This is a genomic window from Mycobacteriales bacterium (assembly GCA_035550055.1).
Lineage (GTDB): Bacteria > Actinomycetota > Actinomycetes > JAFAQI01 > JAFAQI01 > DASZTV01.
Genome location: DASZRO010000062.1, coordinates 10000 through 23518 on the forward strand (window position 1 = coordinate 10000; position 13519 = coordinate 23518).

A 13519-nucleotide genomic window follows, 5' to 3' on the forward strand; every position below is an offset into this window, starting at 1 on the left:
CGCGGAGATGTCTGTGAGCACCGAGGACAAGTTCGTCATCGTCATGGCCGTCTTCAGCGTGCTCCTGCTCATCGCGGGCACCGTCATCGCCAAGGCCCTGTCCACGGCACACCCCAAGGTGATCCGCACGATGTGGCCGGTCGCCGCCGCGCTGACCGGCGCCTGCTACGCCGCGCTGGTCTACATCGCGCGCTACAACGTCAAGGGGTGACGAGTGCGCGCTACGCGCTCGGACGCGCGGCAGGCACCACTGCCGCGGCGCTGTCTCGTCTCACCGGCCGGGGTGACGGCACGACGGTCGGCGGTCGGCTGACCCTCGCGATCGCGCCCGACGCGCTGGCTCTTTCGGCGGCGGGCCGCGAGCTCGCCCTCGTCAGCGGCACCAACGGCAAGAGCACGACCCGGTCGTTCCTGGTCGCGGCACTCGAGACGCTCGGTCCGGTGGCGAGCAACGCCGGTGGGGCGAACCTCCCCACCGGGCTGACCGCCGCGCTCACCCGTGACCGTCGTTCGCCCCGCGGCGTCCTCGAGGTCGACGAGCCCTTCCTGCCGCACGTCGTCGACGCGGTGCGGCCACGAGCGGTGACGTTGCTCAACCTCAGCCGCGACCAGCTCGACCGCTACGCCGAGGTACGCCGGCTGGCGAGCATCTGGCGGGACAGCGTCGGCAAGCCCACGGGCCCGACGGTGATCGCGAACTGCGATGACCCGCTGGTGACGTGGGCAGCCTCCGACGCCGACCGGGTGGTGTGGGTCGCGGCAGGCCAGCGCTGGCACGACGACACGTCGGTCTGCCCGAGCTGCGGCGGCGTGCTGTCGCGGTCGGGCACCGACTGGTCGAGCTCGTGCGGGCTGCGCCGACCCGAGCCTGCTTGGCGGACCGAGGGCACCACTGTGGTGGACGCCGGCGGGACGCGACACGAGGTGCGCCTCGGCGTACCGGGCGTCGTCAACGTGGGCAACGCGGCGCTGGCCGCCGCGACCGCCGCACTGTGGGGTGTCGCGCCGGACGAGGCGTTCGCCGCGATGAGCGCCATCCGGACGGTCGAGGGCCGCTACCTGTCGACGACCTTCCACGGCTCGCCGGTGCGCCTGCTGCTGGCGAAGAACCCGGCCGGCTGGACCGAGGCGCTGAGCATGGTGCCGGCGCAGTGCCGCAACGTCGTCATCTCGGTCAACGCCCGCGCCGCCGACGGGCGAGACCCGTCGTGGCTGTGGGACGTACCATTCGAGCAGCTGGCCGGCAAGCGCGCCGTTGCCACCGGCGAACGCTCCCGGGACGTCTCGCTGCGGCTGCGCTATGCCGGAGTGGACTGCGTGCGGGTGGACGAGCCGGCCGCGGCGCTGGCGGCCGCAACGAACGACGGGCCGGTCGAGGTCCTCGCGAACTACACCGCGTTCCAGGTCTACCGGCGGGTGGTCGGCGATGCCTGACCCGGTGCGGATCGCGTTGCTCTATCCGGCGGTCCTCGGCACCTACGGCGACGGCGGCAACGCACGGGTGCTCGCCGAACGGCTCCGGTGGCGCGGTCTTTCGGCCGAGGTCATCGCAGTCGACATCGACCAGCCGCTGCCCGAGCAGGCCGACCTCTACGTGCTGGGCGGGGGCGAGGACAGCGCGCAGACCCTCGCGGCGTCACGGCTGGCCGACGGCAGGTTGCGCCGCGTCGCGGAAGGCGGCGCGACGCTGTTCGCGGTGTGCGCGGGCTTCCAGATCCTCGGCGAGACATTCCTCGACGCCACCGGCTCGGCGTTTCCCGGACTGGGCATCCTCGACTGCCGCACCGACCGGCTGGAGGGTCCGCGCGCGGTCGGCGAGCTGCTCGTTGCGCCCGAGCTGCCCGGCGTCGGCCTGCTCACCGGCTACGAGAACCACGGCGGGCGTACGACCCTCGGCCCGGGAGCGACCGCGCTCGGAACCGTCCGGGTGGGAGTCGGCAACGGTGATCGGGCAGTCGACGGCGCGGTCCAGCACAACGTCGTCGCGACCTACCTGCACGGCCCTGCCCTGGCGCGCAACCCTGCCCTGGCCGATTACCTGCTCTCGACGGTCGTCGGGGAGCTTCAGCCGGTCGACGACAGCGAGGCCGAGGAGCTGCGCCGCGAACGCATCGATGCGGTCACGTCAGTGGCACGGCTTCGGGCGCGCCGCCAGTGGCGGCCACCTGCCCGCGACCGCTGACGCGAGAGCCGAACGCGCCGTACGCCGCGGTGAACCCGACCATGATCGCCATCGCTGCGATCGGGATGCCGGAGTCGTTCAGGCAGACGCCGAGCACCGCGGTCACCGTCGCGGCAATCGCTCCGGCGCGCAACCCCGGGTCGGACCGCAACGCCGCAGCCACCCGCCGGTGGCCGGCCAGCAACGCGACGATCGCGACCGCCACGACGAACGTGCCGACGGTCAGCCCGAAGGTCGAGACCGCCGCGTCGAACTTTCGATGGACCTCGGTGCCTGCCCCGCCGTGCAGCACCTGGCCGACGAAGCGCCCCACGTGGCTCTGCTCCGTGGCGGGTCGCGAGTAGTCGGCGAGGGCAACCCCGATCGCGACGACGGCGGTCGTGACAGCCACGACGAGCGCCCGGCGCCACGTGAACCTCAGCCGGAGGAGCAGTGCGATCAGCACGATGGCTCCGGGCACGAGCGAGAACACCCCGCCGATGTCGTCGCCGAGCGGCGGTGCGCCGTCGACCACCACGGCGGTCCCGGCGATCAGCGCGCCGGCGACGACGCCGCGGCGCCCGCCGACCAACCCACCGACCAGCCCTGCGAGAAGCAGGCCCGATGTCGCGATCTCCGCGAAGTCCAGGTTGCCGACGCCGGAGAACCTACCGGCGACGATCGGGTTGTCCCCGAGCGGCGCCGACAGCTGGAGGTGGGCGCCGGTGAGCTGGTCGGCGACCAACGCGACGAGAGTCGCGGCCAGCGGCACGACGGCGGCGTACACCGCGCCCTTGCGCGCCGCCACCGCAGCCGCGACGAGTGCGATCACCAAGGCGCCACCGCCGACGATCGCCGCATAGACCGGCTGGCCCCACCGCCACCACGGGAAGGCGTTGCCGATGAAGACCATGACCGGCGCGGGCGCCAGCAGCCGGGCCAGCCAGCGGGCGGCCAGCCGGCATCCGGCGACGGGGATCAGCGTGAGGACGATCAGCACCATCGTCGCGATGCCGAGTGCGAGGAACGTCCGCTGCCCGAGCGTCCGCTGGTCGTAGGCGTGCCGGTCGTCGTCGACGAACGATGCGATCGGGGGAACGCGGACGCCGCTTTGCTGCATCGGTCGGCCGACGATCACCGACGGCACCCTGACCCCTTCGATCGTCATGATCGTCGGAGCGATGTCGATCAGCTGGACGTACGGCGCGCGGCCGGCGGCCGACGAGCGGAGCTCGGTGTGGGACCAGCCCGGGCCGGAGATGGCGAGCACGTGCAGGTGCGCCTTGCCCGAGGAGATGTCGCTGATCCCGGCGACGATCACCGTTGCCCCCGCCGGGACCGCCGACAGCGTCTGGGCGAGATCAGTGTCCGCGACCCGCGCCGCCGGCGCTCGGTCGGCGTCGGGGAGCAGGTAGTACATCTCCGGGTCGAGCGTCGCGATGACCGCCCCTTTCGGAGCCTTCTCGGCCTCTCGCACCGCCGCCGGCATCGCCGGGACCTGGACCTGAAGCGCTCCGTCCTCCCCCGCCAGCATCGGCGCGGCGAGCGGTCCCACCGTGATGGTGGCGACACCCGCCTGTCGAAGCGTCGTGCCGAGCAGCCCGAGGACGGTCTTGTACTTGCTCGCGCCGTTGCCGCGGCGCAGGCTCGCCCAGTCGGCGGCCGGGATCGGGCAGTCGCCATCCGGGTCACCGGTGCGGTTGCCGGCGGTCACCGCCAGGATGCCCGCCGAGCATCGGGTGACGCCGCCCGAGGTCTTGACGCTGAGCTCGCCGACCGCGCTGTGTGCGACCAGATGTCGCAACGTCGGCATGTCTTCGACGTCGGACCACCGCAGACCGGGGATCGCGACGAGAACCACAACCGGCCGGTTCGACGGCGAGCCCGCCGCGGATGCCGTGACGAGCGGGAGCCCGACGACGAATGCGACCGCTGCGAGGAGCAGCAGCGCGACCCGGCGCGGCCTCACAGTCCGTCGCGGATGATCTCGACCGGCCCGAGGCCGAGCGAGGGCAGATCGTCGACGAAGCCGGCGGCGTCCCCCACGATGACCGTGACGAAGTCGTCCGGCCGCAGGTATTTGCGCGCCGACGCGTTGATCTCGTCGAGGCTCACGTCGAGGATGCGCGCGCGCAGGTCGTCGAAGTGGCGATCCGAGAAGCCGTGCGTGGCGATGTCCCCCAGGCCCGACGCCACCGCCGAGACGCCGGCGAAGTTCACCGGGAACACGCCGGCCCGGTAGGCGCGCGCCTGCTCGACCTCCTCGGCCTGCAGGCCGTCGGCAGGCACACGTTCGATCTCGGCGACGATGTCGGCGAGGGCGGGGACCGTGACCTCGCTCTGCACCGCGGCGCGGGCGGCGAAGACGCCGCCGTGCTTGCGGGTGTCGAACCCGCCGAAGGCGCCGTAGGCGTAGCCCTTCTCCTCGCGGATCTTCATGTTGAGCCGTGAGGAGAACATCCCGCCGAGGACCAGCGCCATCGTCGTCACCGCCACGTAGTCCTCGACGGCACGAGCCGGGCCGTCATGACCCACCATGACCACCGACTGCACCGAGCCGGGCCGGTCGACGACGACAGTCCGGCGGCCTGACTGGTGGGGAACGACGTCCGGCGGCGCGCCGCCCGACGGGCTGCCCTCCCAGCCGTCGAAGACCGTCTGCCCGAGTTCGTCGACGTCGACGTCGGCCAGGTCACCGACGACCACGAGAGTGGCGGTCTCCTTGCGCAGCCGGGCGTCGCGGTAGCGGCGGATGTCCTCGCGGCCGAGCGCGTCGAGGCTCGACTGGGTTCCGCCGTCAGGCGCCGCGTAGCGGCTGGTCGGCGCGAACAACGCCGCTCCCAGCGCCTCCGCCGCCAGCACCGCAGGCTGGCTGCGTTCGATGCTGATCTCGTCGATGCGCTCGTCGAGGACGCGGTCCAGGGCGTCGTCGGTGAAGCTCGCGGCACGGACCGCGTCCGCGAGCAGCTGCGTCGCCGCCGGCAGCTCGCTCACGGGAACCTCGAAGCCGGCCCGAAGCGAGTCCCAGTCGCTCGCGGCCCGCCACCCCGCGCCAAGCCGCTCGCCTGCCACGCCGAACTCGTACGCGTCACGGCCGGCCGCGCCCTCGGAGAGCGCACGGGCGACGATCTCGGCGATGCCTTCGTGCCCTCGGGGCTCCAGCGCCGCACCCGCGTCGAACACCACCGACGCGACCGCGAGCGGCCGGCCGGGCAGATGAGCCGCCATGACACGGCCACCTGCGACCGACCGTCGCTCGAAGGACGGGAAGTGCCAGTCGCGAGGCGCGCCCGGAGCCGGACGTGGTGCTACCGGAGTCATGCGGCGACTTCCTCGTCGCCGGCCTCCGGAAGGAAGGTGAGCACGACGCGGTTGTCCCGCGTCATCACCTCCGCGATCACCTCCGTGACCTGCTGCGCGGTGACCCGCAGCAATGACGGCAGCGCCTCGTTGACCAGGCCCGGGTCGCCGAGCAGCGTGGCGTACTCGCTGAAGGTGTCGGCGCGGCCGTCGACCGACGCCATGTGGTGCAGCCACTGGCTGGTCAGCAACGCCTTCGCGCGGTCGAGCTCGTCGTCGGTGACGCCGGCGGCAAGCCGGTCGACCTCGGCGTGATAAGCCTGCTCGAGCTGCTCGATCGCGACGCCCTCGCGTGCCGGAAGGTCGGCGATCGTGAGCGTCGCACCGCCGATGAACGGCCAGGAGTCGACGATCGCGTCGCTGGGCTGCAGCAGCTGCTGGTCGAGCACCAAAGACTTGTACAGCCGGCTGCCGCGCCCACCACCGAGAACCGTGGCGGCGACCTGCATCGCGTCGTACTCGGCCGTCCCGAACGCAGCGGTGCGGTAGGCGATGAAAGCGCGCGCGACCGGCACCCGGTCGGTGACGGTGGCACGCACCTCACTGCCGATCCGTGGCGCTACCTCGGTCGACGGCGGCGTCGGGTAGCTGCCCTTCGCCGCGATGGCGCCGAAGTAGGTCTCGGCGAGCCGGAACGCTTCCTCGGACTCCACGTCGCCCACGATCGACAGGACGGCGTTGTCGGGGCCGTACCAGGTTGCGTAGAAGCTTCTGGCGTCTTCGAGCGACGCCGCGTCGAGGTCGGCCATCGAGCCGATCGTCGAGTGGTGGTACGGGTGGCCCGCGGGGAAGCTCAGCTCGTGCAACCGGTCCAGCCACGAGCCGTAGGGCTGGTTGTCGCGGGTCTGCCGCTTCTCGTTCTTCACGACGTCGCGCTGGTTGTCGAGGTTGTCCTGGTCGAGCGCGTCGAGCAGCCCGCCCATCCGGTCGGCCTCGAGCCAGAGCATCGTCGCCAGGTGATGAGACGGCACGGTCTCGTAGTAGTTCGTGCGATCGCACCAGGTCGTGCCGTTCAGGGTGCCGCCGGCTGCGTTGACCGCGGCGAAGTGTTCACCGCGAGCGACGTTGGCCGAACCCTGGAACATGAGGTGCTCGAAGAGATGCGCGAAGCCGGTGTGACCCTCCGTCTCGTGCCGGGAGCCCACGTCGTACCAGATGTTCACCGCCACGACCGGGGCGAGCCGGTCTTCGCTGACGATCACCTTCAACCCGTTGTCGAGCGTGCGGGTGCTGAACGGGTAGGTCACTGACGGCGGCACGCCGGTCAGCATATTGACGGCCGCTGAGGACCAGCGTCAGTTGACCTGTCGCTCCCGGCCGGTCCAGTACGGCTCGCGCAGCTTGAACTTCTGAACCTTCCCGGTCGCCGTACGCGGGATGACGTCGACGAAGTCGATCGACGTCGGCGCCTTGTAGCCGGCCATCCGCTGCTTGCAGTGGGCGATCAGGTCCGCCTCGCTGCAGGTGGCGTCGGGGCCGCGGACGACGATCGCCTTGATCGTCTCGCCCCACTTCTCGTGCGGTACGCCGATGACGGCGCACTCGACGACGCCGGGTGCCGAGAACAGGCAGTCCTCGACCTCGATCGAGGAGACGTTCTCCCCGCCCGTGATGATGATGTCCTTCTTGCGGTCGGAGATCGTGAGGTAGCCCTCGACGTCGATCACCCCGCCGTCGCCGGTGTGGAACCAGTCGTCCTCGAGCGCGTCCGCGGTCGCGTCGGGCTGCTGCCAGTAGCCCTCGAGCACCACGTTGGAGCGGGCCTGCACCTCGCCGGAGTCGCTGATCCGCAGCGTCACGCCCAGCGCCGGAGCGCCGGCGCGGCTGAGCTCCTTGGAGATCTCGGTGATCGGCCGGCCCGCCTGCTCCCGCCGGCGCCGGTTGATGGTCAGCAGCGGGGAGGTCTCGGTGAGGCCGTAGATCTGGCAGAACTCCCAGCCAAGCTCGTCCTCGATGCGCTCGATGGTCCTCGACGGCGGCGGGGCCCCGGCGCAGACCACGCGGGCACGCCGGCCGGCGCCCGGGATCGGCCCTTCCCACGTCGCTCCGGCTTCGAGCACCGCGTTGACCACCGCCGGCGCGGCGCACATCAGGGACACGTCGTGGCGTGCGATCCGGTTGAGGATCTCGCCGCCGTCGACTTTGCGCAGCACCACCTGCGGGACGCCGAGCGCAGCCGTCGTCCACGTCATGCCCCAGCCGTTCGCGTGGAACATCGGCAGGGTGTGCAGGTAGACGTCCCAGTCGCTGACGCCCGCGTGCATGCCGAAGGTGACCGCGTTGAGCCAGACGTTGCGGTGGGTGAGCTGCACCCCCTTGGGCCGGGCTGTGGTCCCGCTCGTGTAGTTGATCGTCGCCGTGGCGTCCTCCGACGCATCCGCCCACGGCTGCGGCTCGCGGTCGAAGCGCAGCAACGCGTCGTCGCTTTCCGCGCCGAGCAGGAACCGGTGCTTGGCCGAGACGGTCGGGATGTCCTCGTTGGTCTCCGGGTCGACGAGCAGGACCGTCGCGCCGGAGTGCTCGACGATGTACTCGACCTCCTCGGTGCGCAGTCGGAAGTTGATCGGGACGAGGACCCGCCCGGAGGCAGGCACGGCGTAGTACAGCTCGAGGTGGCGTGCGGCGTTCGGAGAGACGACCGCAACCCGCTCTCCCACGCCGACCCCGAGCTCGTCGAGGCCAGCCTGCAGCGCACGAACCCGGCGGGCGACGGCGCCGTAGGTCAGCTCGCCCAGACTGTCGTGAGCAGTCGGCTCGTCGATGACGCCGATCCGGTCGGCGTAGACGGTCTCGGCGCGTGCGAGAAAGTCAGCAGTGGTCAGCGGCACCTTCATGGCCGGGACGATATGCCTCGACCCAGCGCCCCGCTTCATCGCGGCGACCAAGAGCGCGGCCGATCCCCTGTCGCCGAGCCCTACCTTTTTGGTCTTTCAGACCCCCTTGAAAGACCAAAAGCGTTGGGCTCGACGTTAGGCGAGGCGGGCGTCGAGGGTGATCGTCGTACCGGACAGCGCCTTGCTGACCGGGCAGCCCGCCTTGGCGGTCTGCGCCGCGGTCTGGAAGCCTGCGGCGTCGAGGCCGTCGACCTCGGCTTCGACCTCGAGCGCGATGCCCGTGATCGCGAAGCCGCCGCGCTCGGCGTCGGGGCCGAGCGTGACGTGGGCGGTGACGTCGAGTGCCTGCGGTGTGCCACCTGCCTGCGCGATCTCGTTCGACAGCGACATCGCAAAGCAAGCCGCGTGTGCCGCCGCGATCAGCTCCTCCGGGCTGGTCGTCCCGGGCGACTCCTCGGCGGCCCGTTTCGGGAAGCTCACCTCGTAGGTGCCGACTCCGCTGCTGGTGAGCTCGACCTGACCCGACCCTTCCTGCAAGGTGCCGTTCCACGCCGTGCGTGCGGTCCTGGTGGGCATCGGGGCCTCCTCGTCGACGAGTGGTACGCCGAACCCTATGTTGACGCCATGGTGCGCGCCGCCGTCCTGGACGAGGTCAACGGAACCCACTCGGTCCGCGAGATCGCGTTGCGGGAGCTCGGTCCGGATGACGTCAGGGTTCGAATCGCAGCGGCAGGGATCTGCCACTCGGACCTGTCCCTCGCCAACGGGACGCTGGCACAAACGTTTCCCGCCGTACTCGGCCACGAAGGATCCGGCGTCGTCGACGCGGTCGGCGAGCAGGTGACCCACGTCGCCCCCGGCGACCGCGTCGTTCTCAACTGGGCTCCCCCGTGTCGCAGCTGCTGGTTCTGCCAGCACGACGAGCCGTGGCTGTGTGAGAACTCGGCCGCCGCCTCACGCCAGCCGCACGCCACGCTGGAGGGCGTCGACCTCTACCCCGGGATCGGCACCGGCGCGTTCGCCGAGCAGACGGTCGTGCCGGCGGCCGCTGTCATCCCGATCGCCGACGACATCCCGCTCGAAGTCGCCGCGCTGCTCGGCTGCGCGGTGCTGACCGGAGTCGGCGCCGTGCAGAACACCGGGCGGGTGAGGCAGGGCGACGCGGTGCTGGTGCTGGGCCTCGGCGGCGTCGGGCTGTCGGCGCTGCAGGGCGCGCGGCTCGCGGGCGCGTCCGTGGTGATCGCCGCGGACCTGAGCGCCGACAAGGAGCCGCTGGCCAGGCAGTGTGGCGCGACGGAGTTCGTCGTCGGCGGTGACGATCTGGCCAAGCGGGTCCGGGCGCTGACCGGCGGCCGAGGGGTGGACGTGGCGCTGGAGTGCGTCGGGCGCAGCGCGACCATCCGGCAGGCATGGAGCTGCGTCCGGCGCGGCGGCCGCGCCGTCGTCGTCGGCGTGGGCAGCAACGACGACCGGGTCGAGTTCGGCGCGTTGGAGCTGTTCTACTTCGCGCGCTCGGTCACCGGGTGCGTGTACGGCGCGACCGACCCGGACCGCGACGTACCGCGCCTCATCGACGCCTGGCGGGCGGGCGAGCTCGACCTGGACGCGCTCGTCACGAACCGCACGGATCTCTCCGGCGTCGATGCGGCGTTCGAAGCGATGCGCGCGGGTCACGGCGGCCGCACCCTGCTGATTCCGTAGCGGCACCTCGGCGAGGGCGGAATTTTCGCCGAAATTCGTATGCTTCGGTTATTGCAAGACGAACGTACGGTTTGTAATCTCCGGGGTGTGCCGAAGGTTTCCCCCGAGCGACTCGAAGCAACCCGGCGTCGGGTTCTCGACGGCGCCCGGCGGGCATTCGCCAGACATGGGTACGAAGGCGCCACCGTACGCCGGCTGGAAGAGGAAACCGGCCTGTCCCGCGGCGCGATCTTCCACCACTTCGCCGACAAGGACGCGCTGTTCCTCGCCCTCGCCGAGGAAGACGCCGAGGAGGTCGCGACCCTCGTCGACGACTTCGGTCTGGTCGGCGCGATGCACAAGCTGCGCGACAAGGATGCGGGCTGGCTCGGCGTACAGCTCGAGGTGTCGCGCCGGGTCCGCACCGACCCCGCGTTCGCCGCACTGTGGGCGCATCACCTGCGCGCCATCACCCGCGCCACCCAGGCCCGGCTGGCCCGGCAACGAGACGCCGGAGTCGTCCGGGATGATGTTCCGGTCGAGACGCTCGCGGCGTTCCTGCTGCTCGTGTACGACGGGCTAGTTGCGCAGATGGCGACCGGGCTGCCGGTCCAGCACTTCGAGGCGATCCTCGACCTCGCCGAGCAGTCAGTTCGCGAGACCCCACCGCACCACGACGCACCGATTTCCGCACCACCGACCAGCACAGGGAGAGCACAGTGAGCAACGACAGCTTCGCAGCGAAGAAGACGCTGTCCGTCGGAGGTCGCGACCTCACGATCTACGCCCTCGACGCGGTGGATGGCGCTGCCCGGCTCCCGTACAGCCTCAAGGTGCTGCTCGAGAACCTGCTGCGCAACGAGGACGGCCACAACGTCACGGCCGACCAGGTGCGCGCGCTCGCCGGCTGGAAGGCCGACGCCGAGCCCGACACCGAGATCCAGTTCAGCCCGGCACGCGTGGTCATGCAGGACTTCACCGGCGTCCCGTGCGTGGTCGACCTGGCGGCGATGCGCGAGGCCATGGCCACCCTCGGGGGCGACCCGAAGAAGATCAACCCGCTGGTTCCCACCGAGCTGGTGATCGACCACTCGGTGATCGTGGACGTGTTCGGCGCGCCTGAGGCGTTCGAGAAGAACGCGGCGTTGGAGTTCGAGCGCAACAAGGAGCGCTACCAGTTCCTGCGCTGGGGCCAGAACGCCTTCGACGGCTTCAAGGTCGTCCCGCCGGACACCGGCATCGTCCACCAGGTCAACCTCGAATACCTCGCCCGCGTCGTCTTCGACGCCGACGGCGTCGCCTACCCCGACACCCTCGTCGGGACCGACTCCCACACGACGATGATCAACGGCCTCGGCGTACTCGGCTGGGGCGTCGGCGGCATCGAGGCCGAGGCCGCGATGCTCGGACAGCCGGTGTCGATGCTCATCCCCCGCGTCGTCGGCTTCAAGCTCTCCGGCGAGCAGCCGGAAGGTACGACGGCCACCGACCTGGTGCTGACCATCACCGAGATGCTGCGCAAGCATGGCGTCGTCGGCAAGTTCGTGGAGTTCTACGGCCCGGGCGTGTCCGCCGTGCCGCTGGCCAACCGCGCCACGATCGGCAACATGAGCCCGGAGTACGGCTCGACCTGTGCCATCTTCCCGATCGACGAGGAGACGCTGACCTACCTGCGTCTGTCCGGCCGCTCCGCCGAGGCGATCGAGCTGGTCGAGGCCTACGCGAAGGCACAGGGCCTCTGGCACGACCCGGCAGCCGAACCCGACTACTCCGAGAAGCTCGAGCTCGACCTGTCCACCGTCGAGCCGTCGCTGGCCGGACCGAAGCGGCCGCAGGACCGGGTGCCGCTGAAGTCGGCGAAGGCCGGCTTCCGGGCGGCGCTCGCCGACTACGCCAAGGACGAGGGCAGCAACGGCGCCGACGAAGCGTCCAAGGAGTCCTTCCCGGCCAGCGACGCGCCAGCGATCAGCCACAACGGCAGCCACGACCAGCCGGCCGCCCCGGGCAGCGCGGCCGGCCGTCCGAGCAACCCCGCGACAGTCACCGTCGACGGCGAGACGTTCGAGCTCGACCATGGCGCGGTCGTCGTCGCGGCGATCACCTCGTGCACCAACACCTCGAACCCGTTCGTCATGGTGGGCGCGGGGCTGCTGGCGAAGAAGGCGGTCGAGCGCGGGCTGACCCGCAAGCCGTGGGTGAAGACGTCGCTGGCACCCGGGTCGAAGGTCGTGTCGGACTACTACGAGAAGTCCGGCCTGACGCCCTACCTCGACAAGCTCGGCTTCGACCTCGTCGGCTACGGCTGCACGACGTGCATCGGCAACTCCGGCCCGCTGATCCCCGAGGTGTCGGCGGCGGTCAACGACAGCGACCTCGCGGTGGTCTCCGTGCTGTCGGGCAACCGCAACTTCGAGGGCCGCATCAACCCTGACGTCAAGATGAACTACCTCGCCTCGCCGCCGCTCGTCGTCGCCTACGCACTGGCCGGCACGATGGACATCGACCTCATGACCGACTCGCTCGGCACCGACAGCGATGGCAACGACGTACGGCTCGCCGACATCTGGCCCTCGCCGCAGGAGATCCAGGACGTCATCAACGCCAGCGTCGCGTCGTCGGGCTTCTCGAGCTCCTACGCCGACGTGTTCGCCGGCGACGAGCGCTGGCAGGGACTCGACGTACCGTCGGGTGACGCGTTCGAGTGGGACGACGCCTCCACCTACGTACGCCGCCCGCCGTACTTCGACGGCATGACCGCCGAACCGGAGCCGATCAAGGACATCACCGGCGCCCGCGTGCTGGCGGTGCTGGGCGACAGCGTCACGACCGACCACATCTCCCCCGCCGGTTCGATCAAGAAGGACGGCCCGGCCGGTCGCTACCTGACCGAGCACGGCGTCGAGCAGCGCGACTTCAACTCCTACGGCTCACGGCGCGGCAACCACGAGGTGATGATCCGCGGCACGTTCGCCAACATCCGGCTGCGCAACCAGCTGGCGCCGGGCACCGAGGGTGGTGTCACCCGCCACCTGCCCGACGGCGAGCAGACGTCGATCTTCGAGGCCTCGCAGACCTATCTCGGCGACGGCGTGCCTCTGGTCATCCTCGCCGGCAAGGAGTACGGATCCGGCTCGTCACGTGACTGGGCTGCCAAGGGCACGATGCTGCTGGGCGTGCGGGCGGTCATCGCCGAGTCCTACGAGCGGATCCACCGCTCGAACCTGATCGGCATGGGCGTGCTGCCGTTGCAGTTCAAGGATGGCGAGTCTCGGGAATCCCTCGGCCTGACCGGCGAGGAGACCTTCGAGATCACCGGGATCGCCGGCACCAAGGCCGTCCCCCGGGAGATCACCGTGCAGGCCACGCCGGAGTCGGGTGAGACCAAGACGTTCACCGCCACGGTGCGGATCGACACCCCTGGCGAGCAGGAGTACTACCGCCATGGCGGCATCCTCCAGTACGTCCTGCGCTCGCTGCGCTGACC

The 13519-nt window shown here is 70.7% G+C and carries 11 protein-coding genes; 6 read left to right on the forward strand and 5 right to left on the reverse strand.

Annotated elements, in window-relative coordinates; genetic code table 11:
* Positions 1–13: 13 nt before the first annotated feature.
* The 3 genes from VG899_09360 to VG899_09370 are packed head-to-tail and all read left to right on the forward strand — an operon-like array spanning position 14 to position 2182.
* Positions 14–211 carry a hypothetical protein gene (locus VG899_09360; GenBank protein HWA66558.1) on the forward strand — a complete coding sequence of 66 codons (198 nt, stop codon included), beginning with the start codon at positions 14–16 and terminating at the stop codon, positions 209–211.
* Complete coding sequence (locus tag VG899_09365) at positions 208–1434, forward strand: MurT ligase domain-containing protein (protein HWA66559.1); 1227 nt, start codon at positions 208–210, stop codon at positions 1432–1434. Before VG899_09360 ends, VG899_09365 begins: the two co-directional genes overlap by 4 nt.
* Positions 1427–2182: a glutamine amidotransferase gene (locus VG899_09370; protein HWA66560.1), complete on the forward strand. Its 756-nt coding sequence runs from the start codon at positions 1427–1429 to the stop codon at positions 2180–2182. Before VG899_09365 ends, VG899_09370 begins: the two co-directional genes overlap by 8 nt.
* Here the strand turns inward: VG899_09370 and VG899_09375 are convergent.
* From VG899_09375 to VG899_09395, 5 genes are all read right to left on the reverse strand, one after another.
* On the reverse strand, positions 2121–4130 hold the full coding sequence (locus tag VG899_09375; GenBank protein HWA66561.1) for a hypothetical protein: 2010 nt from the start codon (positions 4128–4130) through the stop codon (positions 2121–2123). The genes VG899_09370 and VG899_09375 overlap by 62 nt on opposite strands.
* The gene (locus VG899_09380; protein HWA66562.1) at positions 4127–5482 is read right to left on the reverse strand and encodes a pitrilysin family protein; all 1356 of its coding nucleotides are present in this window, start codon (positions 5480–5482) and stop codon (positions 4127–4129) included. The genes VG899_09375 and VG899_09380 overlap by 4 nt, the downstream gene beginning before the upstream one ends.
* A complete protein-coding gene (locus VG899_09385; protein ID HWA66563.1) occupies positions 5479–6780 on the reverse strand; it encodes a pitrilysin family protein in 1302 nt (433 codons plus the stop codon). The genes VG899_09380 and VG899_09385 overlap by 4 nt, the downstream gene beginning before the upstream one ends.
* 36 nt (positions 6781–6816) lie before the next feature.
* On the reverse strand, positions 6817–8355 hold the full coding sequence (locus tag VG899_09390; GenBank protein ID HWA66564.1) for an AMP-binding protein: 1539 nt from the start codon (positions 8353–8355) through the stop codon (positions 6817–6819).
* 135 nt (positions 8356–8490) lie between these two features.
* The gene (locus VG899_09395) at positions 8491–8931 is read right to left on the reverse strand and encodes an OsmC family peroxiredoxin (protein HWA66565.1); all 441 of its coding nucleotides are present in this window, start codon (positions 8929–8931) and stop codon (positions 8491–8493) included.
* 48 nt (positions 8932–8979) lie between these two features.
* On the opposite strand from VG899_09395, the gene VG899_09400 reads away from it, so the two are divergent.
* From VG899_09400 to acnA, 3 genes are all read left to right on the forward strand, one after another.
* Positions 8980–10056: a zinc-binding dehydrogenase gene (locus tag VG899_09400; protein HWA66566.1), complete on the forward strand. Its 1077-nt coding sequence runs from the start codon at positions 8980–8982 to the stop codon at positions 10054–10056.
* A gap of 87 nt (positions 10057–10143) precedes the next feature.
* The gene (locus VG899_09405; GenBank protein ID HWA66567.1) at positions 10144–10758 is read left to right on the forward strand and encodes a helix-turn-helix domain-containing protein; all 615 of its coding nucleotides are present in this window, start codon (positions 10144–10146) and stop codon (positions 10756–10758) included.
* Positions 10755–13517 carry an aconitate hydratase AcnA gene (gene acnA / locus VG899_09410; GenBank protein ID HWA66568.1) on the forward strand — a complete coding sequence of 921 codons (2763 nt, stop codon included), beginning with the start codon at positions 10755–10757 and terminating at the stop codon, positions 13515–13517. The genes VG899_09405 and acnA overlap by 4 nt, the downstream gene beginning before the upstream one ends.
* The last annotated feature ends 2 nt before the right edge of the window (positions 13518–13519 follow it).

Coding starts and splice junctions, on each gene's coding strand:
- VG899_09400 (HWA66566.1), top strand. CDS start 8,980: ATGGTGCGCGCCGCCGTCCTGGACGAGGTCAACGGAACCCACTCGGTC.
- VG899_09390 (HWA66564.1), bottom strand. CDS start 8,355: ATGAAGGTGCCGCTGACCACTGCTGACTTTCTCGCACGCGCCGAGACC.
- VG899_09395 (HWA66565.1), bottom strand. CDS start 8,931: ATGCCCACCAGGACCGCACGCACGGCGTGGAACGGCACCTTGCAGGAA.
- VG899_09380 (HWA66562.1), bottom strand. CDS start 5,482: ATGACTCCGGTAGCACCACGTCCGGCTCCGGGCGCGCCTCGCGACTGG.
- VG899_09370 (HWA66560.1), top strand. CDS start 1,427: ATGCCTGACCCGGTGCGGATCGCGTTGCTCTATCCGGCGGTCCTCGGC.